Here is a 26,501-nt window from a genome sequence, read left to right as displayed (position 1 = left end):
CATTTTAGTTGAATCGTTCACAGCAAATACAACAATTAAAAACCACCAACCACTGGGATATCATCATTATTGGTGGTGGCGCAACAGGATTAGGTGCAGCAGTTGATGCAGCAGCACGAGGGTACAAAACACTTTTACTCGAGCAACACGATTTTGGGAAAGGAACATCGAGCCGTTCAACCAAACTCATACATGGCGGTGTGCGTTATCTGCAACAGGGAAATTTCCGTTTGGTGCGTGATGCACTTCGTGAACGTGGCTTATTGCTGAAGAATGCACCGCATATTGCTCATCGTTTGAAATTGGTATTGCCTGCTTATCGTTGGTGGGAGAAATTATATTACGGACTTGGTTTGAAAGTATACAATTTTCTTTCAGCGAAATTGAGTCTTGGCCCGAGTGAAATTTTATCAATCAAGAAAACACAGGAATACATTAAAGGTCTTGACGGAAAAAAATTAAGCGGTGGTGTAGCGTATTACGATGGACAGTTTGATGATGCACGTTTGTGTGTATCGCTTGCGTTAACAGCGGCTGACGTAAGTGCAACCGTTTTGAATTATTGCAAGGTTACAAATCTTATTCATGAGCAGGGGAAAGTAACAGGTGTACATATTCATGATTGTATAACCAATGAGGATTACGAAGCAAGGGGAACAGTGGTGATCAATGCGACAGGTGTGTTTGTAGATGATGTGCTGCGTATGGATGATGATGGCTTGACAAGAACAGTATCACCTTCACAAGGCATACATATTGTTGTCGATAAAACATTTTTTCCCGGTGACCAGGCTTTGTTTATTCCACGTACGGATGATGGTCGTGTATTATTCGCCGTTCCGTTTCATGATAAAGTAATTATTGGTACAACTGATACCAGTGTTGAGACAGCAGTGATTGAACCATTACCATTAGAAGATGAAGTAGAGTTTGTGATCAATCATTTTAACCGTTATGTACATACAGGGTTAAAACGCAGCGATGTAAAAAGTGTGTTTGCCGGCTTACGTCCGTTGGTGAAAGTGCCCGGTCAAAAGAAAACAGCTGTGCTTCCCCGTGATCATACCATTTGGGTATCAAAAGGCGGCATGATCAATATCAGCGGTGGTAAATGGACCACGTATCGCAAGATGGCACAGGAAGTAATTTTAAAAGCACACTACGAAGGTGGTCTTGCTTATACCCGTTGCCAAACAGAAACTATGAAGCTTCATGGCTGGATGAAAAAAGTTGATTTTGATGATCCGCTTCATTATTATGGAAGTGATGCAGCAGCTATTCGTTATTTACAACACCAGGGTTATTCTCAATTGATTCATCCAAATCTTCCATATACTGTTGCAGAAGTTTTTTGGGCTGTGGGTCATGAAATGGCGATGACGTTAGAAGATGTATTGAGCAGAAGGACAAGAGCGTTGATCCTTGATGCAAAAGCAGCCATTGAAGCAGCACCGCTTGTTGCTGATATTATGATGAAGGAATTGAATAAAGATGAAGTGTGGAAGCAACAGCAGATCGAAGCATTCAAAGAAGTAGCGAAAGGATATGTGCTCAGTTGATATCGGATGTATGATTTAAGAACGCCCGACTGACAGTTGATATAAAATTCTTGTATTTTAATAACGAATGCCAATCTAAAACCATAAATCTAAAATCAAAATCCGCCATGACTCCTTTTGTTGCAGAATATATCGGTTCCATGTTATTACTGTTATTAGGCAACAGCGTTGTTGCCAATGTGCTGTTAGCAAAAACAAAAGGAAACAACAGCGGATTGATTGTAATTGCATTTGGTTGGGCTGTTGCTGTTTTTGTTGGAGTGTACAGCAGTGCAACAGTAAGCGGCGCACATTTGAATCCTGCAATTACGATTGCATTGGCAAGTATTGGAAAGTTTGAATGGGCAAATGTTCCCTTGTATATCGCTGCACAATTTCTTGGGGCGATGACAGGATCAGGTTTAATGTGGCTGGCCTACAAACAACATTTCGATGCAACAGAAGATGCTGATGCGCAACTTGCTGTATTCTGCAATTCACCTGCCATCCCCAATGTGTTTTATAATTTACTGACTGAAGCCATCGGCACGTTTGCGTTAATGCTTGGCGTTTTATTTATTGCAGCTCCGCAAAACAGTTTAGGTGCATTGGATGCATTGCCTGTTGCTTTACTCGTATTAGGTATAGGTTTGAGTTTGGGCGGACCAACCGGTTATGCCATTAATCCTTCACGTGATCTTGGTCCACGAATCATGCACTTTTTACTTCCGATTAAAAACAAACGCAACAGCAACTGGAGTTATAGTTGGATACCTGTGGTTGGACCCATTGCCGGTGCTGTAATTGCTGCATTTGTATTTCAGTTGATACAATCGTAGTTATTTCTGCAGAGGAAGAACGAAGTAGCAATATCTCTTATTTCACTTTCGAAAAAACATACAGGCATTCCATTGCTATCTGGTTACTACGTTCAGTATATTTTTCATCCTGCAGAACAGTATTGTCAAATGCTTTTGGATCGTTGTAGGTTGTGCCGATACGCAGATCACATCCGGGAATGAATGGACAATTATCTTCTGCATCTGAGCAGGTCATGATGGCTGCAAAATTTTGCGCAGGGTTCGCTTCGTGGTTATATACTTTCGAAAAACAAGTGGTGAATTTATCTTCAGCAAAGTACACCTCATACACAGGGTTATTTGTTTCCGTAGTTTTCTTTACCGTAAAACCTGCTGCACTAACTGCTTTGATTGCATTTGGGTTGAATGCAGTTGCTTCAGTGCCGCCGGAAAATGTGTAAACATTATCAATGTTATAATATGCTGCTGCCACTGCTGCCCACACCTGGCCCAAATGACTGCGACGGGAATTATGCGTACACACATAAACCAGGTTAATGGCTTCGTTTGCACCCCGTTTCTTTATGATATAGTCTGCAATTTTTTCCAGCAGTTCTTTCCTTTCTGCCGGAATTTCTTTAAAGTTTTTTACAAGTGCTGCGCAACGGTCTTGAATAGACTGAAACATGTGTGTTGATTTATGCATAGTTAATTGTGGGCAATATTACGACGCTGTAAGGAACTGGTAAATTAATTTCTGTTCGACTTTTGGAAATGATCCTGTGGGGTAATTCGCCAAGAAAGAATGGTTGTATATGTTGCCATGAAACCGGAACCATGAAACGAGCGTGGCAACAGTTGACGCCATATAATACTACAGATGATCAACACCCATGCTTTCCCTGTTTTTCCTCACCTCAATTAGTTTTTTTACTGATTAGCGTCATTCACTACCCATAAAGGGTCGGGTAATTTCGTTGCTTCAAATCAATTACATGCAAGCAATAACCAACCCCGTAGCACAAGACAAAGCACTTTACGAAGTAATGGATGGCAACGAGGCCGCTGCTTATATTGCGTATAAATGCAATGAAGTATGCGCTATTTATCCCATTACACCATCATCAACAATGGGCGAGTGGGCCGATGAATGGAGTGCGAAAGGCATGAAAAATATTTTTGGTACCGTGCCCCGTATCATGGAAATGCAAAGTGAAGCAGGTGCTGCAGGTGCCATACACGGTGCATTACAGGGCGGTGCATTGGCTTCTACATTTACAGCATCGCAGGGTTTGTTGCTGATGATTCCCAACATGTATAAAATTGCAGGTGAATTAACGCCTACTGTATTTCATATTGCCGCACGTAGCCTTGCTACGCATGCGCTTTCTATTTTTGGTGATCACAGTGATGTGATGGCGGTGCGTTCAACAGGTTTTGCCATGTTGTTTGGTAACAATCCGCAGGAAGTAATGGACATGGCATTGATCGCTCAATCGGCTACTTTAAAAGCAAGAGTTCCCTTTCTGAATATATTTGATGGCTTCCGTACTTCACATGAACTCAATGAGGTTGAAGTAATCCCTGATGAGATCATTGAACAAATGATGGATATGGAAGCCATTCATGCACATCGCAACCGTGCATTGAATCCAAACAACCCTTCGATACGTGGTACGGCGCAAAACCCTGATGTGTTTTTCCAGAACAGGGAAGCGGCCAATACTTATCATGCTAATGTTCCTTCTATTGTACAATCAACCATGGATGAGTTTGCAAAACTCACCGGACGTCAATACAGTTTGTATGAATATTACGGACATGCACATCCTGATCGTGTAATTGTGATCATGGGCTCTGGTGCAGGTGCGGTAAAAGAAACCGTTGATTATTTAAATGAACATGGATCGCATGTAGGTATGATCGTGGTACGTTTGTTCCGTCCGTTGGATGTGCAGGCATTTATTAAAGTGATTCCGAAAAGTGTGGTAAGTATTGCTGTGCTCGACAGAAGTAAAGAACCAAACGGCATTGGTGAAGCACTTTATATGAATGTGGTGAATGCGTTGAACGAAGCACAGGAAAATCATCATGCGCATGTGATAGGTGGACGTTATGGTTTATCGAGCAAAGAATTTACACCGGCGATGGTGAAAGCGGTGTTCCGTGAATTGAAAAAAGATAAACCAAAAAATCACTTTACCATTGGTATTGATGATGACGTTACTCATACAAGTTTAGAATACGACAAGACATTTAATATTGAAGCACAACATAAGTTCCGTGGTTTGTTTTTTGGCTTAGGTGCCGATGGAACGGTGAGTGCAAATAAAAACTCCATTAAAATTATTGGTGACAAAACCAACGATCATGTGCAGGGATACTTTGTGTATGATTCAAAAAAATCAGGATCGTTAACGGTATCGCATTTACGTTTTGGTGAAAACCCGATTCATTCAACTTACTTGGTACAGTCGGCAAACTTTGTGGCTTGTCATCATTTCAATTATCTCACCAAGTATGATATCCTGAAAGATGCGGAGGAAGGAGCAGTGTTCCTTTTAAATGCACCGTATGAAAAAGAGGAGCTGTGGAGTATGTTGCCGAAGAAGATCCAGGAAGAGATCGTTCATAAAAAATTAAAGTTCTATGCCATTAATGCATACACAGTAGCAAAAGAAGCAGGCATGGGCAACCGTATCAATACAATTTTGCAAACCTGTTTCTTCGCCATCAGTAATGTATTACCAAGAGAAGAAGCGATTGCAAAAATTAAAGAAGCAATTTACGATACGTATTGGAAGAAAGGTGAAGCTGTTGTGCAAAAGAATTACGAAGCGGTTGATAAAACATTGGCCAATTTGTATGAAGTGGATTATGCAAAATTTGTGATTGGCGATAAGCCCATTGATGCTGCTGTGCCCGATGCAGCACCTGATTTTGTAAAACAGGTATTGGGTAAAATTATTGCAGGTGAAGGTGATGAATTACCGGTGAGTGCTTTCCCGATAGATGGAACCTTCCCAAGTGGTACAACCAAATGGGAAAAACGAAACATTGCAGATGCGGTGCCGGTTTGGGATACATCGTTGTGTACGCAGTGTGGTAAATGTTTTATGATTTGTCCGCATGCAGCTATCCGTCCGAAAGTATATGACAAAACATTGTTAGCCGATGCGCCTGCAGGTTTCAAACATGTTGATCCTATTGGCAAAGAATGGAACAAAGAAACTGAAGCATACACATTGCAAGTGTCAACAGAAGATTGTACAGGTTGTACGTTGTGTGTTGAGTTCTGTCCTATTACCAGCAAAACAGATCCCGGTCACAAAGCCATTAACATGCTGGATAAAACAAATATCCAGGAACAGGAAAAAGAAAACTGGGATTATTTCTTAACACTTCCGGAAGTTGATCGCACAAGAGTAAATAAGAATACAGTGAAAGGTTCACAATTCTTCCAGCCGTTGTTTGAGTTTAGCGGTGCATGTGCAGGTTGTGGCGAAACTCCTTATATAAAACTCTTAACACAGTTGTTTGGTGAACGGATGATTGTTGCGAATGCAACAGGTTGTTCATCCATCTTCGGCGGTAACTTACCAACTACACCATGGACAAAAAATAAAGAAGGTGTAGGACCAGCGTGGGCCAACAGTTTGTTTGAAGATAATGCAGAGTTTGGGTTGGGTATCAGTATGGCCAGCAATAAGAAAAGAGAAATGGCGATGCAATTGCTTGATGAATTACGGCCAATGATCGGCGGAGAGTTGGTTGATATGATTCTGAATAACAACGAAACAACAGAAGCTGCCATTCATCAGAAACATGAATTGGTAAAAGAATTGAAACACAGATTGAGTGGCGAACGTTCAATGGCTGCATTGAATCTTTTTCATCTGGCTGATTTCTTAGAAGAGAAATCGATCTGGATTATTGGTGGTGATGGTTGGGCGTATGATATTGGTTATGGTGGATTGGATCATGTGTTGAGCACTGGAGAAAATGTAAACATCATGGTATTGGATACTGAAGTGTACAGCAATACCGGTGGACAAAAATCAAAATCAACTCCATTAGGTTCCAGTGCGAAGTTCAGTGTGAATGGTAAAACAACGGGTAAGAAAGACCTGGCGATGCAGGCTATTGCACACGGTACAGCTTATGTTGCACAAATTGCAATGGGTGGAAATGATATGCATACCATCAGAACAATTCTTGAAGCAGAAGCATATCCAGGTCCTTCGTTGATCATTGCTTACAGTCATTGTATTGCACATGGTATTGATATGGCACATGGTGCAGAAGAGCAAGACTTTGCAGTGAAGAGTGGTTACTGGCCTTTGTTCCATTACAATCCGATGAAACCAAAAGGTCAACGTTTTGTGGTGGATTCAAAAGATCCTTCACTCGACCTGGCTGAGTTTATGTATCATGAAAACCGTTTCAACATTATAAAAGCAAAAGATCCTGAACTCGCTGCACGTTTTATGGAACAGGCACAGGATGCAAAAGTGAGCAGATGGGAACGTTTGGAAACATTAAAAGGATTATAGCATATTGACCCATATGAATAGAGAAAAGGGAGTTTCGTGAGAAGCTCCCTTTGTTGTTTGAATATGCGCTACTTAATTTATTTCTTTCTTGAATTCAGCTCTGCTTTCATCTTTTTCAGATTCATCAGATTAATAATTGCAATGGGCATAAATGCAAACGGTAAAACAGCTGTAACGGTGAAGCCTTTTCTTGTGTAAGTATAAATGGCTGAGATGAACATGATAATAATAGACACAATAATCACAGTTACTGCGATACTCATCATTCGTATGTTTTTCTTTAATTCCTCTTCGGTCATTTCCGAAAGTTGCTTCTGCGCCATGGTATGTGGTTGGTTTGATTGAAATATGAATGTGCCGCAAAATAATGCAAAAGGGCTACACTCCAAACTGCCGCAGATGATGATCGAGATGTTTCCACATACTCTTACCCCATTGCTCTGCAGTCATGCGTCCAAAAGTGGGATGCATTTTATCGCCGATACCACTTGCTCCTCGTTCATGAAACGCTTTTACGATGGAAAGCATTTCTGCTTTTTCTTTTTCAAATTCACGATCGTCTTTAATAATAAAGTTGGGAGCAGTAGGTAAGCTTTTCCGATAAGGTCTTGCATTGTATAACACAGGCCGAAAGATCCAACCGATATAACTGATGGGCAGTCGCTTTAATTTTTTACTCGTGAGCGGAACTTTGTAAGCTTCTTTGCAATGGGCCAGCATTTGTGCTGCTGTCATTTTTCCCCATTGACGTTCACTGGTTGCCGTTAAGTTTTGAAGGCGAATCATGATCTCATCGTACGCCTCTTGATCAAATAAATTCTTTACTTCCATTGATGACTGTTTTCGTCAATCGAAAAATAAGGAATATTGTCACTGCTTGTTGTTTCCTCCTGTTGCCAGTAAGCCAACGTAACAACACGGTTATCTTTTGTTTTCAACAACCGACCGAAAATGGCATTCGTTGCATTGAATGTAACATCTGTAACACCAACCGTAAATGTTTCAGGTGCCGGTGGAGGAGGAGGCGCTTCTACCTGCGCTTCACCCTCAACGGGTTTAGGAGCTGGCGCTGCTTTTGGAGGAGGTGATGGAACAACAATTACTTTATAGCGATTGAATTCAAGTAAGTCTTTTAAAAACGCAACACGTTCTTTTGAAGCATTCTTTTCCACGATGGCACATTTCACTCCATCAAGATCTTCGAATTCATGATTTTTATTGATAGCCATAACATGTACGATTTATGATGTACGAAGTACGATCTTCAAAAACATTTATTTCACTAATGAATAAATATATTCATATGCTCCGCTTACAATACCTGTGATAACAATACCTGCAACACAAATGGCCATTGAAAGTTTTGGTGCCCAGGTCATCTCTACTTTTTCAATTGGCGTTTCATTGGCATCCATAAACATGGCTTTGATGATACGCAGATAATAATAAAGCGAAACCACCATATTCAACGCTGCAATGGTAATAAGCGGATAGTTATTTTTTCCTGCACCTGCCAGTATCAAAAAGAATTTACCAAAGAAACCGGCTGTAGGTGGAATACCTGCCAATGAAAACAAAGCGATCGCCAGTACCCAAGTCAACAATGGATTGGTTTTATAAAAGCCTTTGAAATCATCAATGGTTTCTTTGCCTTTTTCTGAACTTACCAAACTCAACACGCCAAACGCTGCAAGATTAGAGAAGATATAAATGAGCACAAAATAAATAACCGAACTCTGCCCGATGGCATTTGCACCGGTTACACCAATCAAAATAAAACCAACCTGCGAAATCGAAGAGAAGGCGAGGAATCGTTTTACATTTTGTTGACGGATGGCGAAGAGATTACCAACGATCATTGATAAAACTGCCAGCACCGCAATGATATTGTACCAATGGAATATCAATTGACCGAACACAGAAAACAATACAGTCGTCATCGCAAAGATCATACTGCCTTTGGAGATCACTGATAAATAGGATGTAACAGCAATGGGCGAACCTTCGTACACATCGGCTGTCCATAAATGAAAGGGAACTGCTGATATTTTAAATCCAAAGCCAGCCAGGATGAGGATAAAAGAAAATAAGAATAAAGGTTGATCAGACGCTGCTGTTTGTAATTCTGCAAAACTCACCGTCCCGGTAACACCATACATCATAGAAATACCAAATAATAACAAGCCGGATGCAAATGCAGACGACATGATGTATTTCATGGCTGCTTCAGATGAACGTCTTTTCTCCAGGTCGAAATTGGCCAATGCTGCCAGTGGAATACTTGCCAGTTCCAATCCTACATAAAACATCAAAAGATTACTGCTGCTCAGCATAAAGAACATGCCCAACAAGGTAGAGAGCATCAGCAAATAAAATTCTGTTGCATGTTTATGTTTCAGTAACCAGTTGTACGATTGTAAGGAGATAAGAAGCGTTCCGAGGTTGAGAATATTTTTTTCGAGTCGAAGCAGATCATTTTGCTGAAACATATCGCCAAACAAACTTCCTTTTCCTTGAAAGAAAAATCCGGCAGCCATGTTGATCGCTAATAAAACATTCACTACCAGCAACACATTCTTAGTCTTCCATTCCACTGTACTCAGCTTCATGAATAGTAGAATAAAGATGATTGCTGTTAACAGCAATTCCTGTTGCATCAAAAGAAAAAAGTTACTCATTGCTTCGTTTTACTTTATCGATCCTAACTTTTGTATAATTACTTCTGTACCGGGATTGATAAGATCTGTTAACCAGAACGGTACAATACCCATCACTAATATTCCAACTAATAGAACAACGGCCGCTGTTTTTTCATTCCAGCCGGCATCACCTAATTGTGTATGCTCATTATTTTTTATTGGTCCCATAATAGACGAACCAACTGCTCTCAAAATATAAACTGCAGTTACCACAATGGAAGCGCAGGCAACTATGGTAGCGGTGTGATAGAATGCACCTGCACGTTGCCAGCTACCCATGAACACCGTCATCTCTGCAACAAATCCACTTAGGCCGGGTAAGCCTAGCGAACACAAACCTGCGATCACAAATACAGATGAAATGAATGGCATCACTTTTAACAGACCACCGAGTTGCGCAACCTGTCTTGTATGTGTCCGATCGTAAATCATGCCAATCACGGCGAAGAAGAGGGCCGTCATTAAACCATGACTCACCATCTGCAACACAGCGCCATTGATGGATGTTTTGGTTAACATCCCAATACCCAGCAATACAAAACCACAATGGCTCACGGAAGAGTAGGCGTTGATGTATTTAAGATCGGTCTGCATCATGGTCGCAAATGCACCATATAAAATTGCAATGCAGGATAAGATGATAATGATGGTTGAATAATATTCTGCTGCATCGGGCATTAAATACGTTGCTACACGTAAGCAACCATAACCACCTAGTTTCATTGAAATACCTGCCAAAAACATTGATGCTGCTGTTGGTGCACTTGAGTGACCATCGGGTACCCATGTATGAAACGGAAACAGTGCTGTGAAAATGCCGAAGCCAATAAATGCAAACGGGAAGAAAACGTTTTGCAAGGCAGGCGAAATATTTTGTTTTGAAATCTCCAGGAGATCAAACGAATGGACGCCGTTGATGCTGGTATTAAAATATAAACCGGATAGTCCAACAAATACCAATGCAGAACCGGCCATTAGCATCAACGCCAGTTTCAATGCACTGTATTCTTTCTTGCCGCTTCCCCAGATGCCAATCAATAAAAATTTTGGTATTACCGCTACTTCCAGGAAGAAGAACATGGTAAAGAGGTCGAGTGAAATAAAGAAACCGTATGCACCTAAACTTAAGAAGAGCAACAAAAAGAAGAATTCTTTGTGCATGGTTTCCTGTTTCCATGAAACCAACACACCTGCCAATACCACGAAAGCGGTTAAGAGGATCATCGCTACTGAAATACCATCTACGCCAATATGATAGCCAATGTTGAGTGCTTTGTACCATATATGATTTTGTTCAAACAAAAACGCAGCATTGTTCGTTGCCCGTTCTGCAAGGAATTGCATCAACAGGAATAAACCTGCACCCAATTGTACAACGGCAGCAACTAAAGCAACGAGGCGTACCTGTTTTTGTCCCTTCACTACTAATAATAGCAGCGAAAATACAAGTGGCAATATGAGTAGTAACGTGAGGTTCATATTATGGTTTCCAGAAGTAAATAAATATGATTAAGAATGCAGCCAGTCCACCAAAGAAATACAAGGTGTAGTTCTGTATTTTACCTGATTGCAGATTTTTGATGAGACTTGATATTTTTCCCGTGCCTGATGCAATACCATTCATCAACCCATCAACAATATTACGATCGATCCATGCGGCAGGCCGGCCAATAAAATTGAAGATGACTTTCTTGGTAATGAACAGGTACAATTCATCAATATAAAATTTCTTATAAGCTGCTTTGTACAATCCACCCAGTGCAGTTGCAACCTGGTGAGGTTTGTTGTTTTCATTTTTGTACATCAGCATTGAAATTAAAATACCTGCAAGACCAAGCGCCACCGGTGCAATAGAGAAACTTAAATGAAAATGTGATTCGAGTGCTTTACCATCTGCAGAAACAAATTCGCCAAATGGAATAAAGCCCGCAACAAGAGTACATACTGCTAAAAGAATCAGCGGAAGTTTCATAGAGAATGTTCCTTCGCCATGATTGTTGTGGACTTCTGTTTGTTTATTCCAAAAAATAGAAAAGTACAAACGGAACATATAGAAAGCAGTTAGCCCCGATGTGAGCAATGCAATTACATAAACAATCATACTTGAATTGTATGCAGCCAACAGAATTTCTTCTTTGCTGAAGAATCCGGCAAATGGAGGAACACCTGCTATCGCAAGACAAGCTATTAAAAAGCTGATATGTGTAATGGGCATGTATTTGCGCAAGCCGCCCATATCTTTCATGTCGTTGCTGTGCAATAAATGTATAACAGCACCTGCTCCGAGGAACAATAATGATTTGAAGAATGCATGTGTAAACAAATGAAACATGGAAGCAGTGTAGCCCAATCCATTTTCACCACCGGTACCACTTACACCTAATGCAAACATCATGTAGCCGATTTGGCTCATGGTGGAGTAGGCGAGTACACGTTTAATATCTGTTTGCGTACAAGCGATCACCGCAGCAAACAATGCAGACACTAATCCAACAATTGTAACAATGGACAATGCTTCTTCATTCACAGCAAACAAAGGGAATAATCTTGCAACTAAATAAACACCGGCCACCACCATTGTTGCAGCATGGATCAATGCAGAAACAGGTGTAGGGCCTTCCATTGCATCGGGTAACCAGATATGCAGTGGGAACATGGCGCTTTTGCCGGCTCCACCCATGAACACCAGGGTTAATCCCCATGTTAATGCAGATATGCCAATGAATGATGCAGATGTGATGGCAACAAACTGTGATGATTGCTGCGCCGTTAAATTTTGTATAATGGTGTTGAAGTCTAAACTTTCACCATAAAATGCTAATACTAATATGCCGATGAGAAAACCAAGATCAGCAAAGCGTGTAACAATGAATGCTTTTTTTGATGCAGCCACGGCTGATGGTTTCTGGAAATAATAACCAATGAGTAAATAAGATGATGCACCTACCAATTCCCAGAACATATATATCTGGAAAAGATTAGATGACACCACCAATCCTAACATTGAAAAAGTAAACAAGCCGAGGAATGCATAGTACGTTGCAAAACGTTCTTCGCCTTTCATATATCCAAGGCTGAAGATGTGCACCATCAGTGAAACAAATGTTACCACTACCAACATCATCACCGAAATAGGATCGAGGATGACACCCATGTCGATGGAAACATTTTCAGAAAACGATAACCAGGTGAATTTAAATGCAGTGATGGTTTGATAAGTATCACCCACTTTACCATCAACAAAAAAATACTGATAAGCTGTGTAAATGGAAAGCACAGTTGAGATCAACAGCAAACCTGTTCCAATAATGCCTGCTGATTGATTCATGTATTTCCTGCCAAACATTCCGAGCAACACAAATGCTGCAAGCGGTAGTGAAGGAATCAATGCGATGTATGAAGAGTAATTCATGTCTTAGTATTTCAGTTCAGTGGCGTCTTCCACATCAATTGAATTATGACTGCGGTAGAGATTGATGATGATGGCAATCGCTACGGCTGCTTCTGCAGCTGCAATCGTAATTATGAAGATGGTAAAGAAGATGCCGTCTAATTTATCGGGATACAAATATTTATTGAAGGCTACAAAGTTGATGTTGACGCTGTTCAGCATTAATTCAATGGCCATGAGCATGGTGATCATGTTTCTTCTTGTAAACAAACCATACATGCCAATAAAGAACAGGGCCGTGCTGACAAATAAAATATGTGTTACAGGAACTTCGCTCATTTTTCTTCAGGTTTTGTTTTTAATGCAATAACAATGCAACCAACCATGGCTGCCAGTAATAACATACTCACTACTTCAAATGGTAAGGAGTAGCCACCTTGTTCTGTATTCAACATTGCTTTACCAATGCGTGCAACATCATTATCAAAGGACTGGTCAATGGTGACAAAGCCATATTGATCAATTAACAAATAAGTAAACGCAAAGCCAAACAATACGGCCAATGCACCGGCGATAGTTCTTACCAATGGTGCTTTAGGCATTTCCTTGCCCGATTGCTGCGTTAGAAAAATGGAAAAGATAATGAGTACAACAATACCGCCTACATACACTACAATTTGTACTGCAGCAATAAACTGCACGTCCATCCAGAAATAAAGACCGGCTATTCCAACTAATGAAAACAGCAGCCAGATAGCCGAACGGAAAATTTTTCTCGTGGTTACTGATAGCACACCCATGCTCAGAATAAAAGCTGAGATGAGATAAAATATAATTTGTGATGCAGTCATTTCAGTTCGTTATAAAACCAATATTCAATTATTCAACACCTTCCCTGATCTTCGATCCGGGTTGGTTCAATGTCTTTGTCAGTTTACTTCTGTCGAACACACTGTGTTCAAAAGTTTGCGCCATCTTAATTGCACCTGTTGGACAAGCCTCTACACATAAATTACACATGGTGCATAATTCAAGATGATAAACAAATGTGTCGATCGCTTTTTTCTTCTTGCCTGTTTCTGCATCCACATCAAACTTGGTAATGATCTTGATGGTGGCGTTGGGACAAGCCAGTTCACAAGCAGTACAACCCGTGCACGCATGTTCGTTGTTCTCATCATGTATCATTACCACTTCACCTTTGAAACGTTCAGGCAATACCAATGTATCCCTGTTGTCAGGATATTGTTCGGTGATGATCTCTTTGTGGTGGGTGAAATAATAGCCGGTACGTTTCATACCTGTTGCTAATGATTTCATTGCACCCCAGACGTCTTTTATGTATTGTTTTAAAAACATAATGCTATATTAAAAATGCCAACCTAATATGGCGATCACCGTTACCAGCAATAAATTAAACATGCTGATCGGTAATAAATATTTCCACTCAAGATTCAATAACTGATCAATACGTAGCCGTGGGAATGTCCAGCGGAACCACATGATCAGAAATATCAAAAAGAATGTTTTTCCAAAGAACCAGATGCTCGATGGAATGTAATCCATCACATGATTAAATGCTTCCCAGTTGCCAATGTGAAACGGCATCCATCCACCTAAGAATAAGGTAGCACCGATCGCACAAACAATAAACACATTCACATATTCAGCCAGGAAAAAGAGTGCGAATTTCATCCCTGAATATTCTGTATGAAAACCTGCAGTTAATTCACTTTCTGCTTCCGCCATATCAAATGGAGCACGGTTTGTTTCTGCTGTTACAGCAATGATGAAAATGATGAAGGAGATAATAGCAGGGATATGTCCTTTAAAGATCCACCAGCCATCGGCCTGTGCATTGATGATATCGCTTATACGCAAACTTCCCGTTAACACTACAATGGCAAGTATGGCAAGACCGGCAGATAATTCATAACTCACAATCTGTGCACCACTGCGCATGGCACCGAGCAATGAATATTTATTATTGCTCGCCCAACCTGCCATTAAAATACTGATCACGGAAATAGATGATACTGCAGTAATATACAATACGCCTATGTTGAGATCCCATAATTGAAAATCTTTAGCAAAAGCGATAGGTGCCATCAGCAACATGGCAACGATCATGGCCACAAACGGTGCTACATTAAACAATAATTTATCAGCACCACCGGGGGTCATTCCTTCTTTCACCAACAACTTTAATGTATCTGCTAATGATTGAAACATTCCTTTCGGCCCAACACGGTTTGGTCCTAAACGTATCTGTATCCACGCAGATACTTTGCGTTCCATGATCACCAATATTAATCCCAGCATTGCAAATAAGCCAATCACTGCCACACCTGCTATCAGCATTTCAATTATGAGTGCGAGTGTAGGGTTGAATGTTTCATTCAGCCATTGATCAATGCTTGTTGCTATGTTACTTAAGCTCCACATTCAATTTTCGATTTATGATTACAGATTGCGGATTTAATCTAAAATCTGCAACCGCTAATCTGCCATTAAACTATCTGTCAATATCCGGTATCACCAGATCCAATGTTCCCATTGCGGCAATCAAATCGCCGATCTTTCCACCTTTCACCAAATGATTCAATGCTGATAAATTGGAGAATCCAGGTGAACGGAATTTTATACGGTAAGGAGTTGTTCCGCCTTCACTTACAATATACACACCCAACTCGCCACGTGCTGTTTCTGCTTTTGTATAGAATTCGCCTTTGGGTAATTTCAACACAGCTTTTGTTTTTGCCTGGAAATCACCTTCGGGTATATTATCAATTAATTGTTCAATGATGCGGATCGATTGTTGCATTTCACGAATGCGAACCATGTAACGTGCAAACGAATCGCAACCTGTTTCCAACACTTCATCAAACTGCAGCTTGTCGTAAATTTCATAAGGATATAATTTGCGCACATCGCTGCTTACGCCGCTGCCTCTTGCTACCGGTCCAGTACAACCGTAGGAGAGCACATCTTCCGGAGAAATAATACCAACACCTTTCATCCTGTTTTGGAAAATGATGTTGCCGGTTACCATTTCATCGTATTCGTGAATTTTACTTTTATATAGTTGGATAAAATCTTTTACCCGTTTTTGAAAGTTGGGATGAAGATCATGCATTACACCACCGGGCACCATGTAGTTCATGGTCAATCGAGCACCACATGTTTCTTCCATAATATCATTGATGCTTTCCCTTTCACGAAATGCATGAAAGAAAGGAGTGAAGGCACCAAGATCCATCGCCATTGCTCCCCACCATAATTCATGTGAAGCAATACGGGTAAGTTCATCCATCAACACACGGATCACTTGTGCTCGTGCCGGAATTTCTATTTGCATTCCTTTCTCCACACACATGGCACAAGCGTGGTTATTGATATGAGCCGATAAATAATCCATACGGCTAGTAACATAAATGAATTGACGGTAGGTGAGGCTTTCGCACATCTTTTCAATCGAGCGATGAATATAACCGAGATGCGGTTCTACATTCTTGATGGTCTCGCCGTTTAACGTAATTACCAAATGCAATACGCCATGTGTGGCAGGATGTTGTGGTCCTACGTTAATGATTAAATCGCCTTCTGTTGTTGTACCTACTTCTTCAAACATAAATTAGAGTCTGATCATGTTAATCGGATCTTCAAAATCTTTCAGCATGGGTTTCTTTCCTTCCCATCCATCGGGCAAGATTAGCAAACGCAGATCGGGATGGTTCAGGAATTTTACACCAAACATTTCATAAACTTCACGTTCGTGAAATTCTGCAGTGCGCCAGATATGGCTCACGGTTTCTATTTCAGGATTTGTTCTGTCGAGTTTTGCTTTTACTACCAGCTCATGACGATGAATGGTGGAACGCAGATGATACACCATTGTTAAGTGCGTTTTCCAATCAACACAAGTCAAACAAAAAAGAAAATTGAATTGCAGCGAAGCATCATTGCGCAATTGTTGTGCGAAGGATAACCAATCGGTTGCTTCAACGTTGATCGTCAGAAAATCGCTGCCATCTTCAATTACTGCAGAAGCTAACAGCGTTGGAATACTTGTCTTTAATTCTTCGTTCGTCATATACTTTCTTTTCCTTCCTTTATTTGTTCTCTGGTTAAACCACTCTTGATCTTTTCCTGCAATGAGATCAACGCATGTAATAATGCTTCGGGGCGTGGCGGACAACCGGCCACATATACATCAACCGGTATAACATGGTCTGCACCTTTTACAACGGAGTATGTATTATAAAAGAAAGGACCTCCGCTGATAGCGCAGGCACCCATTGCAATCACATATTTTGGATCGGCCATTTGATCATACAAACGTTTCAGCACCGGTGCCATTTTATTTACGATGGTGCCTGCTATAATAATAACATCGGCCTGGCGTGGTGTGGCACGTGCTACTTCAAAACCAAAACGGGAAAAATCATATTTGGCACCTGCCGTACTCATCATTTCAATACCACAACAGCTTGTGGCAAACGTAAGTGGCCATAATGAGTTGGAGCGTGCCCAGTTAATTACATCATCCAATTTGCTGAGGACAATACCACCGCCCGGTGTTTCGTGGATCTGTCCGGGGAAATCTGTTGCGGTATGTTGTTGTTCTGTCATCTGGTACTTTTGGTTGGGGTGTTGTTTACGATTATTTTATTTCCATTTTAGTGCACCTTTTTTATGTGCATATAAAAAGCCCATAAATAAAATGAAGAAGAAGATCACAATTTCAATGAGCGCCAGCCAACCTGTTTGTTTAGCTGCAACTGCCCATGGATATAAAAAGATCAACTCCACATCAAAAATTAAAAAGATGAGAGCGAATAAATAATAACCTACGTTAAATTGAATCCAGCTTGGGCCAACAGTTGGTATACCGCATTCGTATGGCTCAGATTTTTGCTTGTTTTTTGTGGCTTTGGTCACCACTTTTGCTATAAGAATAGCACCGGCCGAAAAGGCAATGGCAGCAAGAATTAATATAATAAGCGAAGCAGCACCCATAAATGAAATGGTTTGTTTGCGGTTTTAAATTACATCATTTCTTTCTTCCACCTGTCGTAATTATTTAAAAACTTATTCAGAATCTTTATAATGAATCAGTTTCCGACAAGGGATCATCATTTTGAAAGATGAAAGGTCGCAGTTGAACGAGTTGCAGCAATTGATGACAGTCATCAGGAAAACTGTTTCCTCTCATCTGTTACAATGACGAATATTATCCATACAATTCCTGGTGAATGGCTTTCTTATCATAGCCCATTTCCATGATACGTTTCTTTGTTTCATCGATCATGGCTTTCCATCCGCAAAGGAAAAAGTTTGCATCTTGTTTACCGGCACATAGTTCTTCGTAAATGGGATGTACATATCCTTTGCGACCTTCCCATTCTTCTCTTGAAAGTGTGGGTATATAATGAAAACCCGGAAGATCTTTCACCAGTTGAGTTAATTCATCGTAGTACAGCAGATCAGTTTTCTTGCGTGTACCAAAGAGTAAATAAATATTCTTATGCGGAACATTATGCAGTTTAATATAATGCGACATACTGCGGAATGGAGCAATGCCCGTTCCTGTACAAATAAAGAAGAGATCTTTTTCAATTGGATCAGGTAAAGTGAATACGCCCATGGCTCCACGAACAGGTAATTCTGTTCCCACAACAGCATTGGCAAACAACCAGGTAGTGCCTGCGCCTTGTTCGTTTAAAACAATCAGCAGTTCAAATACGTTTGTGCCGTCAGGCCAGGAAGCAATGCTGTAACTACGAAGCCGTTTACTTTGCTGCTCATGAATGGGAAATTCCAGTTGCACAAATTGGCCGGGTTTAAAATCAAATACATCCAGTTCGGGAAGTTGAATCCAGTAACGTTTTGTGTTGGGAGTCTCGTCAACTATACGGATGATTGTGCCGGTTCGCCAGGGTTGAAGCGCCATGAGTTTTTAGTTTTGATAGCTCAATTTATTTTATATGAAGGTATAAACCAATCTTTTTTACGAAAACGAGTGCATAGTGATCCTTGTCTTCAGAAAAAATGTTTCATATCATAGTTTAAGGATGGCAGTTGGCAGGATCAGGAATTGACAGGACTTACTGGTTAATGCTTACTGCAGCGAATAATTGAGAGGAGTAAAAAAGAAAAGAGGGAACCGATGATACGGTTCCCTCTTATTTCAAAAAAAGAGATTAGAAATTACTGCTTGGTAAAAGTAGTAACGAGCTTATAGGTCCCTCCTATATCTTCAGAAACTTCAATGCTGTTACATTTATTAACTACAGTTCCACTAAAGTCATATCCGCCACCAGAAGTTTGACTAATTGTTATGGTACCACTGGCAACATCCCAATTGCCACCACCATCTCCGGCAGGACTACATTTAGTACCAGCATCAACCAAAATGATTGTTTTATCAGCCTTAAGTTGATAAACGTCATCTTTTTCACAGGCATCCAAATACTGATCAGTAACAGACTGACCAGCCAATGTAATATTTGTGATTTTATAATTACCCGCAATCGCAGCAACTGTGTTGTCGCAAGATGTTTTGTCGTTCTTTTTGCAGGAAAACAGGAGAGCAGAGGCAGCAACTGCTGCGAAGAAATAATTTTTCATGAGATACAATTGATTTTGTTTCGGTGAAAATAATCGTTGGCTTTTATAAAAGACACATTTTTCAAACGCCAATTCATAAGTGTGTAGATATTCAGATAGCTGTGTTTCCGAAATAGGGTTTTCAGTGAATTTACTGTTTACAAAAAAAGGCTTTCTTTCGAAAGCCCTTCCATCATTCGAATGATGATTACTGTTGTTGGAACAGCGAGGTAAAAAAATCTTTCATATCCTTCCAGCTTGTACTATCGGCAGCAGCATTGTATTTGATCGGTATGTTGAATTTCTCACCCATAGCTGTTGCGTTGGGATTGGTGAATGCATGCGTAGCGTCAGCATATTCTTTAAATGTATAAGTTATGCCGGCAGAATCCATTTGCTGTTTGAAGGTAGCTACCTCTGTTGGAGGAACAAACGGATCAGCTGCGCCATGACAAACTAAAATCTTTGCCTTCAGCAAATCTTTATTTAATGGAGTACCCACCAGGTTGCCATGGAAACTTACCACTCCTTTTACATCTAATCCCATACGTGCGGTATTTAATACCATTGCACCGCCAAAGCAATATCCAATGGCTGCAACATTATTGCCATCTGCCTGTTTGTAACTTTTCAGTTTTGCAAGGGCCTGTTCCATACGTGTTTTGGCTAATTGCGGGTTTTGATAAAATGGACCTGCAGCTGCGCCGGCACTATCCGGGTTGTCAGCAATTTTGCCGTGCCCATACATATCCATGGCCATAGCTATATAACCAAGCTTCGCCAGCTCACGGGCACGCATCATAGCATAATCGTTCAATCCCCACCATTCAGGTACGATCAAAATGGCCGGACGGGCGCCATCAATATTTTCATCATACACCACAAAACCATTCATGCTGTTAGTGTCGCTGGTAAATGTTATACTTTCTTCTTTGAGAAGGGGCTCTTTGTTTTCTGTGGTTGTTTTTGCTTCTTCATTGTTACAGGCTGCCAGAGCGACAATTGCCAGAACAGGCAGTAGTAAACGAAACTTGATTTTTTTCATGATTCTCAGTTTAGGTTTAAACATCGGCCTTTATAACCACAAAGGGAGCAAAAAGTTTGGAAAGGGGCAAGCTGTTATTTGCCGAAAGATATTCTTCTGCCCAAGGGCTGCCGGACAGCAGCGGTAGCTCCCCCGCTGAAAGCGGGAGGACTACAAGTGGATGGCCGGGACAAAAGTTGATGAGGAAAAAGAACGCAGAAAGCCCCCAACTTAAAACAATTATAACCAGCCGTTTCAGGCTTTTTCCAAAGTTTTCCTCATTTCTAAATTATCCTATTTTCCATTTTTCATTTCCCCTTCAGCCCCTTACCTTTGCGGCCAAATAAAACAAAGGTTTTATTCAGCGAGGCAAAAAGAAATAAAAAATAACGAGCTAATTTTAAAACTCTCTTTTTTAAATACATTCAATATGGCCAATACTGGTAAGGTAAAACAGGTTATCGGCGCCGTTGTAGACGTTCAGTTCGACGGCACACTCCCGGAAATTTACAGCGCTCTTGAACTAAAACGCCCTAATGGTGATGTACTCGTAATGGAAGTACAGCAGCACTTAGGCGAGGACAGTGTTCGTACCATTGCGATGGACGGTACTGAAGGTCTCGTTCGTGGTATGGAAGTAACTGATACAGGTAAGAATATTACCATGCCTACCGGTGAATTGATCAGCGGCCGATTATTTAATGTAACAGGTGATGCCATTGACGGCTTGCCACAAGTAAGCAAAGAAGGTGGTCGTGCAATTCACGCCAAGCCACCGGCTTTCGAACAATTGAGCACAACCAACGAGATATTATTTACAGGTATCAAAGTAATTGACCTGATTGAACCATATGTAAAAGGTGGTAAGATCGGTTTGTTTGGTGGTGCCGGTGTGGGTAAAACAGTATTGATCCAGGAATTGATCAACAATATTGCAAAGGGTTACGGTGGTCTGTCGGTATTTGCCGGTGTAGGTGAGCGTACCCGTGAAGGAAATGATCTGTTGCGTGAAATGATTGAAGCCGGTATCATGAACTATGGTGATGCATTTAAGCACAGCATGGAAGAAGGTGGCTGGGATCTGAGTAAAGTGGATATGGAAGGTTTGAAATCTTCAAAAGCTACTTTCGTATTTGGTCAAATGAACGAACCTCCAGGCGCTCGTGCCCGTGTAGCTCTTTCTGGTTTGACAATTGCCGAGTATTTCCGTGATGGAGATGGTACTGGTAAAGGAAAAGATATCTTGTTCTTCGTTGATAATATCTTCCGTTTCACACAAGCTGGTTCTGAAGTATCTGCGTTGTTAGGCCGTATGCCTTCAGCGGTAGGTTACCAACCAACGCTTGCAACTGAAATGGGATTGATGCAGGAACGTATCACTTCAACACGTAACGGTTCAATTACCTCTGTACAGGCGGTATATGTACCTGCGGATGATTTGACCGATCCGGCACCAGCAACAACTTTCGCTCACCTGGATGCTACTACAGTATTGGATCGTAAGATCGCTGATCTTGGTATCTATCCTGCGGTAAGTCCGTTGGAATCTACATCACGTATTCTTACTCCTGCTATTGTTGGTGATGCACATTATAACACTGCTAACCGTGTGAAGTTGATCCTTCAACGTTACAAGGAATTGCAGGATATCATCGCTATCCTTGGTATGGATGAATTGAGCGAAGAAGATAAAATGACTGTATTCCGTGCACGTAAAGTACAGCGTTTCCTTTCTCAGCCATTCCACGTAGCAGAAGCGTTTACCGGTTTGAAAGGTGTATTCGTAAGCATCGAAGACACGATCCGTGGTTTCAACATGATCATGGATGGTGAAGTGGATGAATATCCTGAAGCATCATTCAACCTTGTAGGTACTATTGAAGATGCCATCGAAAAAGGTAAGAAGTTAATGGCAGCAGCGAAGGGATAATTGATTTGATGATTTGAAATTGCCAATTTGAAGATTGGCGTGATGCTGAATCGAATTTTCAAATCTTTAGATCTTCAAATTTTCAAATTAGCGTATGAATCTCGAAATATTAACTCCACTCGGAAAAACATATAGCGGCGAGGTAATTGGTGTACAGTTGCCTGGTATTGCCGGTAGCTTTGAAGTGCTGGATAACCACGCACCATTGGTGAGTGCATTGAAAGCAGGACAGTTAAAAATACTGGTTGAAAAAAACCGTAACGAACTGTATAAGATCCAGGGTGGTTTTGTAGAAGTGCTGAACAATAAAGTAACAGTACTCATTGAAGGAAGTGAAGCTGTGTAAACAGGTTTAGATAAGTTTTGAAAGGTCCCACGATTAACGTGGGACTTTTTTATGTAATTACATTTCCCGTTGCATCAATCGTTCATAAAACAATTGTTTATGAAAACGAAATGGCTGCAATTTCTTCTTTATGTACTCCCCATTACATTAGTTGCTCAATCAGTAAAACGTGTTCCTGTTGAAACAAAAATGGAACAGGTAACGGTGTTCATGAAAGGGGCACAGGTTAAACGAACGGTAAAACAATCCATTACTGCAGGCAAGCAGGAAATTGTTTTTACAGGTATCTCCACCGATATTGAAAAACAAAGTGTGCAGGTGAAGGCCGATGGCCGACTCACTATTTTATCGGTACGTGTTCAACGTGATTATTTAAAAGAACAGGAAGTAAGAGAAGAGATCAAAACAACCCAGGAAAAATTCTTTCAGCTAAATGATAAGATCAGTCTTACATCCAAAGTGCTGGAAGTATTTAAGCAGGAAGAAGCAATGCTGATCAAAAACCAGCAGATAGCTGGATCAACAGTTACATTGAAGCCAGAAGAATTAAGACAATCACTCGATTTTCAAAGAGCAAGATTAACAGAAGTGTTGAAACAACAACTGACTCTGCAAAAAGAGATCGAAGAGATGAATAAGGAACGGAATAAATTGTCGAATCAACTGGCAGAAATGAGCAGGAAGATCGATCTCTCCACCAATGAAATTGTGGTTCTTGCTGATGTAAAAGAAACGGCAACAGTTCCGTTTGAAATTTCTTATCTCGTGCAGAAAGCAGGTTGGTATCCCACTTATAATATACGTGTGAAAGATGTGGTGAGTAAACTGCAATTGGAAATGAATGCGAATGTGTACCAAACAAGTGGAGAGAATTGGAACAACATTAAACTGGTATTATCAACCGGTAACCCGAATGATAATAATACAAAACCACTCGTTAATCCATGGTTTATTTCTTATGCAATAAAGCCGGCAGTAAATCATCTACAGGAAGTCGTTGTAACTGGCTATGGAACTACAGAAGGATTCTTGGCTGGTAGTACTCCAGGTATTCAAATAAGAGGGGCATCTTCTTTAAAAAAGGAAGACAAATCAATTCCTTTGCAAGTCGTCACAACTTTTCAACCCATCACTACTCAATACGAAATACAGGAAATAGCAACAGTGAATAACGATGGCAAAGTAAATACGATGAGCATCAATGACAAAAGCATCGAAGCTTATTATGAATATTACTCTGCTCCCAAATTAGATGAAGCTGCATACCTCACAGCCAAGCTTATCAATTGGCAGGATCTTAATTTAATTCCCGGTGAAACCAATTTGTTTTTCGAAGGAACATTCCTTGGTAAATCCTATCTCGATCTGTCAACTGATAATGATACTTTATCACTTTCGTTAGGTGTCGATAAAGGGATCACAGTTAAACGAACATTGCTGAAAGAGTTCAGCAGCAAGAAATTCCTTGGTGGAAACCGTACCGAAACCAAACAGTATGAAATAACCGTTCGCAATAACAAGACTGTTCCGGTGAATATTATTGTGGAAGATCAGTTTCCTATTTCAACGCTTAAAGAAATTGAAGTTGAGGATATAAAGTATGATGGCGCTAAGCTAAACGAAGAAACAAAGATCATCACTTGGACCTTTACCATCGATCCAAAACAGTTGAAGAAAATGGAAATGAAGTACAGTGTAAAATACCCGAAAGAGAAGAAGTTACAACTTGACTAACCATTCATCAACCGCAGCAAAACACTGCGGTTTTTTTCTGCGTCTTACTTATCTTCATCGCCAATTTGTGTTCATGATCTCAGTTATTATTCCTGTTTACAACGAAGAAAAAAACATAGCATCACTGGTTACCTACCTGAAGCTGCATGGAGGTTCTTTACTGCAGGAAATAATTGTGTGCGATGCAGCAAGCACTGATGAGACAAAGGAGGTAGCGACCAAAGCTGGAGCAACTGTTGTTGTATCACCGAAAAAAGGCAGAGGTGCCCAGTTAAACTATGGTGCCTCAAAAGCAAGTGGATCGGTCTTTTATTTTGTGCATGCCGATGTATTTCCCCCACCAAGTTTTGCAACCGATATTCAAAAGGCCGTTGCCGATGGATATGGGTTGGGCCGTTATCGCACAACATTCAACACCAGGAAATGGTATGTGCAAATGATGTCGTTCTTTTCACGGTTCGATTGGTTTGCCTGCTATGGCGGAGATCAAACCTTATTTGTTACAAGAGAATTATTTGTTACAACCGGCGGCTATCGAAGAGATATGCGTGTAATGGAGGATTACGAATTTGTTGAACGTGCAAGGCAACAGTCACAGTATAAAATCTTTGCTGCCGGGGCACTCATCTCCGACCGGAAATACGACAAAAACAGTTGGTGGAAAGTGCAGACGGCAAACCGTACTATGATGCTTATGTATAAAAATGGGGCATCGCAGGAAGAAATGGCAGCACTTTACAAACGCTTACTCAATTGGTAAATTCGAAAAACTAATATCTTCACGCTTTCGTAAATAAAAATAAGTTCAATGAAACGGATCATCAGTGGTATTCAGCAGGTAGGTATCGGTGTAACAAATGCAGATGAAGCATTTATCTGGTACAATAAACATTTTGGAACCGATGTAGTTGTGTTTAAAGATGCTGCACGGGCAGAGCTGATGAAACGTTATACCGGTGGTGAAGGTCACGAGCGATATGCAATCCTTGCATTGAACATGCAAGGTGGTGGTGGATTTGAAATTTGGGAATACCGCAGCCGCAAATCACAACCTGCTACATTTGAAGTGCAGTTGGGTGACACAGGTATTTTCATGATCAAGATCAAATGTAAAAATGTAAAAGCTGCTTATGCTGAATATCAGAAAGCAGGTTTAAACCTGTTGAGCGCACCAAAAGAAAATCCGGGTGGCATTGAATCGTTCTTCATGAAAGATCCGTACGGAAATATTTTTGAAGTAATGGCGGATGAAAATTGGTTCAGTGATACTGGAAGACATACCGGTGGTGTTTGTGGCGTAACCATCGGCGTTAGTTCAATAGCGAAAGCAATTCCGTTTTATGAAAAAGTATTGGGTTACGATAAGCAATTGTTTTTGGATGAAGGTCATTACGATGAGTTCAGCAACATACCCGGTGGGCAACACAATTTCAAACGTGTGATGCTGGGACATACACGCAAACAGGAAGGGGCATTTTCAAAGTTACTCGGCCCAACCTATGTTGAATTGATTGAAGTAACTGATCGTACGCCCAAGAAGATTTTTGAAAACCGCTATTGGGGCGATCAGGGATACATTCATGTGTGCTTTGATATTAATGGTTACGAAGAACACGAACGCATCTGCAATGAAAATGGTTTTCCGTTCACCGTTGACAGTGCCAATAGTTTTGATATGGGTGAAGCAGCCGGTCACTTTTCGTACAACGAAGATCCGGACGGAACATGGATCGAATATGTAGAAACACATCGTGTACCCATCCTGAAAAAAATAGGATGGTATTTAAACTTAAAAAACAGGAAGCCTGAAAAACCGTTACCCAACTGGATGGTAAAAAGTCTCAGTTTCTCGAGGGTAAAAGTGTAGCAGGCGCCAC

The 26,501-nt window shown here is 40.8% G+C and carries 26 protein-coding genes; 8 read left to right on the top strand and 18 right to left on the bottom strand.

Features of this window, described 5'->3' with window-relative positions; genetic code table 11:
- The first annotated feature begins 8 nt into the window (after positions 1-8).
- Together WG954_RS01205 and WG954_RS01200 are read left to right on the top strand one after the other, a co-directional pair.
- Positions 9-1,559 carry a glycerol-3-phosphate dehydrogenase/oxidase gene (locus WG954_RS01205; protein ID WP_340432805.1) on the top strand — a complete coding sequence of 517 codons (1,551 nt, stop codon included), beginning with the start codon at positions 9-11 and terminating at the stop codon, positions 1,557-1,559.
- A gap of 50 nt (positions 1,560-1,609) precedes the next feature.
- A complete protein-coding gene (locus tag WG954_RS01200; protein WP_340432802.1) occupies positions 1,610-2,377 on the top strand; it encodes an MIP/aquaporin family protein in 768 nt (255 codons plus the stop codon).
- Between the two features lie 37 nt (positions 2,378-2,414).
- Here the strand turns inward: WG954_RS01200 and WG954_RS01195 are convergent, their stop codons facing one another.
- Entirely contained in the window at positions 2,415-3,026 is a 612-nt protein-coding gene (locus WG954_RS01195) for a low molecular weight phosphatase family protein (RefSeq protein WP_340432800.1), read from the bottom strand.
- A gap of 307 nt (positions 3,027-3,333) precedes the next feature.
- Here WG954_RS01195 and nifJ point away from each other — a divergent pair, with 307 nt between their 5' ends.
- Positions 3,334-6,891 carry a pyruvate:ferredoxin (flavodoxin) oxidoreductase gene (gene nifJ / locus WG954_RS01190; protein ID WP_340432797.1) on the top strand — a complete coding sequence of 1,186 codons (3,558 nt, stop codon included), beginning with the start codon at positions 3,334-3,336 and terminating at the stop codon, positions 6,889-6,891.
- A 77-nt stretch (positions 6,892-6,968) separates the two neighbouring features.
- On the opposite strand, the gene WG954_RS01185 is transcribed toward nifJ, so the two are convergent.
- From WG954_RS01185 to WG954_RS01105, 17 genes are all read right to left on the bottom strand, one after another.
- Complete coding sequence (locus WG954_RS01185) at positions 6,969-7,214, bottom strand: hypothetical protein (protein ID WP_340432795.1); 246 nt, start codon at positions 7,212-7,214, stop codon at positions 6,969-6,971.
- A 55-nt stretch (positions 7,215-7,269) separates the two neighbouring features.
- Complete coding sequence (locus WG954_RS01180) at positions 7,270-7,722, bottom strand: DUF1569 domain-containing protein (protein WP_340432793.1); 453 nt, start codon at positions 7,720-7,722, stop codon at positions 7,270-7,272.
- Positions 7,713-8,120, bottom strand: coding sequence for a hypothetical protein (locus tag WG954_RS01175; protein ID WP_340432790.1), 408 nt, complete (start codon positions 8,118-8,120; stop codon positions 7,713-7,715). The genes WG954_RS01180 and WG954_RS01175 overlap by 10 nt, the downstream gene beginning before the upstream one ends.
- 45 nt (positions 8,121-8,165) lie before the next feature.
- Entirely contained in the window at positions 8,166-9,569 is a 1,404-nt protein-coding gene (locus tag WG954_RS01170; RefSeq protein WP_340432789.1) for an NADH-quinone oxidoreductase subunit N, read from the bottom strand.
- Positions 9,570-9,578: 9 nt separating this feature from the next.
- Positions 9,579-11,069, bottom strand: coding sequence for a complex I subunit 4 family protein (locus WG954_RS01165; RefSeq protein WP_340432788.1), 1,491 nt, complete (start codon positions 11,067-11,069; stop codon positions 9,579-9,581).
- A gap of 1 nt (position 11,070) precedes the next feature.
- Positions 11,071-13,002 carry an NADH-quinone oxidoreductase subunit L gene (nuoL, locus tag WG954_RS01160; protein WP_340432785.1) on the bottom strand — a complete coding sequence of 644 codons (1,932 nt, stop codon included), beginning with the start codon at positions 13,000-13,002 and terminating at the stop codon, positions 11,071-11,073.
- A 3-nt stretch (positions 13,003-13,005) separates the two neighbouring features.
- Complete coding sequence (nuoK, locus tag WG954_RS01155; protein ID WP_182802017.1) at positions 13,006-13,320, bottom strand: NADH-quinone oxidoreductase subunit NuoK; 315 nt, start codon at positions 13,318-13,320, stop codon at positions 13,006-13,008.
- Entirely contained in the window at positions 13,317-13,832 is a 516-nt protein-coding gene (locus WG954_RS01150) for an NADH-quinone oxidoreductase subunit J family protein (protein WP_340432780.1), read from the bottom strand. Before WG954_RS01150 ends, nuoK begins: the two co-directional genes overlap by 4 nt.
- A 28-nt stretch (positions 13,833-13,860) precedes the next feature.
- Positions 13,861-14,340 (bottom strand): 4Fe-4S binding protein, encoded by a 480-nt coding sequence (locus tag WG954_RS01145; protein ID WP_340432778.1) that lies wholly within the window; start codon positions 14,338-14,340, stop codon positions 13,861-13,863.
- A gap of 9 nt (positions 14,341-14,349) precedes the next feature.
- The gene (gene nuoH, locus WG954_RS01140) at positions 14,350-15,426 is read right to left on the bottom strand and encodes an NADH-quinone oxidoreductase subunit NuoH (RefSeq protein WP_340432776.1); all 1,077 of its coding nucleotides are present in this window, start codon (positions 15,424-15,426) and stop codon (positions 14,350-14,352) included.
- Between the two features lie 70 nt (positions 15,427-15,496).
- Positions 15,497-16,612 (bottom strand): NADH-quinone oxidoreductase subunit D, encoded by a 1,116-nt coding sequence (locus WG954_RS01135; RefSeq protein WP_340432774.1) that lies wholly within the window; start codon positions 16,610-16,612, stop codon positions 15,497-15,499.
- Between the two features lie 3 nt (positions 16,613-16,615).
- A complete protein-coding gene (locus WG954_RS01130; RefSeq protein ID WP_340432772.1) occupies positions 16,616-17,074 on the bottom strand; it encodes an NADH-quinone oxidoreductase subunit C in 459 nt (152 codons plus the stop codon).
- Entirely contained in the window at positions 17,071-17,613 is a 543-nt protein-coding gene (locus WG954_RS01125) for an NADH-quinone oxidoreductase subunit B (protein WP_324231929.1), read from the bottom strand. Before WG954_RS01125 ends, WG954_RS01130 begins: the two co-directional genes overlap by 4 nt.
- A 36-nt stretch (positions 17,614-17,649) precedes the next feature.
- Positions 17,650-18,000: an NADH-quinone oxidoreductase subunit A gene (locus tag WG954_RS01120; RefSeq protein ID WP_340432769.1), complete on the bottom strand. Its 351-nt coding sequence runs from the start codon at positions 17,998-18,000 to the stop codon at positions 17,650-17,652.
- A 214-nt stretch (positions 18,001-18,214) separates the two neighbouring features.
- Entirely contained in the window at positions 18,215-18,934 is a 720-nt protein-coding gene (locus WG954_RS01115; RefSeq protein WP_340432767.1) for a ferredoxin--NADP reductase, read from the bottom strand.
- A 257-nt stretch (positions 18,935-19,191) separates the two neighbouring features.
- Positions 19,192-19,611 carry a lipocalin family protein gene (locus WG954_RS01110; RefSeq protein ID WP_340432765.1) on the bottom strand — a complete coding sequence of 140 codons (420 nt, stop codon included), beginning with the start codon at positions 19,609-19,611 and terminating at the stop codon, positions 19,192-19,194.
- A 187-nt stretch (positions 19,612-19,798) separates the two neighbouring features.
- Positions 19,799-20,635, bottom strand: coding sequence for a dienelactone hydrolase family protein (locus WG954_RS01105; RefSeq protein WP_340432764.1), 837 nt, complete (start codon positions 20,633-20,635; stop codon positions 19,799-19,801).
- 409 nt (positions 20,636-21,044) lie between these two features.
- Here WG954_RS01105 and atpD point away from each other — a divergent pair, with 409 nt between their 5' ends.
- The 5 genes from atpD (at position 21,045) to WG954_RS01080 (ending at position 26,491) form a co-directional block, all read left to right on the top strand.
- Complete coding sequence (atpD, locus tag WG954_RS01100; RefSeq protein ID WP_340432761.1) at positions 21,045-22,544, top strand: F0F1 ATP synthase subunit beta; 1,500 nt, start codon at positions 21,045-21,047, stop codon at positions 22,542-22,544.
- Between the two features lie 94 nt (positions 22,545-22,638).
- Positions 22,639-22,890, top strand: coding sequence for an ATP synthase F1 subunit epsilon (atpC, locus tag WG954_RS01095; protein ID WP_324231923.1), 252 nt, complete (start codon positions 22,639-22,641; stop codon positions 22,888-22,890).
- Positions 22,891-22,989: 99 nt separating this feature from the next.
- Entirely contained in the window at positions 22,990-24,624 is a 1,635-nt protein-coding gene (locus tag WG954_RS01090) for a DUF4139 domain-containing protein (protein WP_340432758.1), read from the top strand.
- Between the two features lie 73 nt (positions 24,625-24,697).
- A complete protein-coding gene (locus tag WG954_RS01085) occupies positions 24,698-25,384 on the top strand; it encodes a TIGR04283 family arsenosugar biosynthesis glycosyltransferase (RefSeq protein WP_340432756.1) in 687 nt (228 codons plus the stop codon).
- Positions 25,385-25,432: 48 nt separating this feature from the next.
- The gene (locus tag WG954_RS01080) at positions 25,433-26,491 is read left to right on the top strand and encodes a VOC family protein (RefSeq protein WP_340432754.1); all 1,059 of its coding nucleotides are present in this window, start codon (positions 25,433-25,435) and stop codon (positions 26,489-26,491) included.
- Positions 26,492-26,501 lie beyond the last annotated feature (10 nt).

Origin of the sequence: Lacibacter sp. H375 (assembly GCF_037892425.1) — a bacterium.
Classification (GTDB): Bacteria; Bacteroidota; Bacteroidia; order Chitinophagales; family Chitinophagaceae; genus Lacibacter.
Note: the sequence above shows the minus strand (reverse complement) of the source record. Positions and strands in the feature narration are given on the sequence as shown.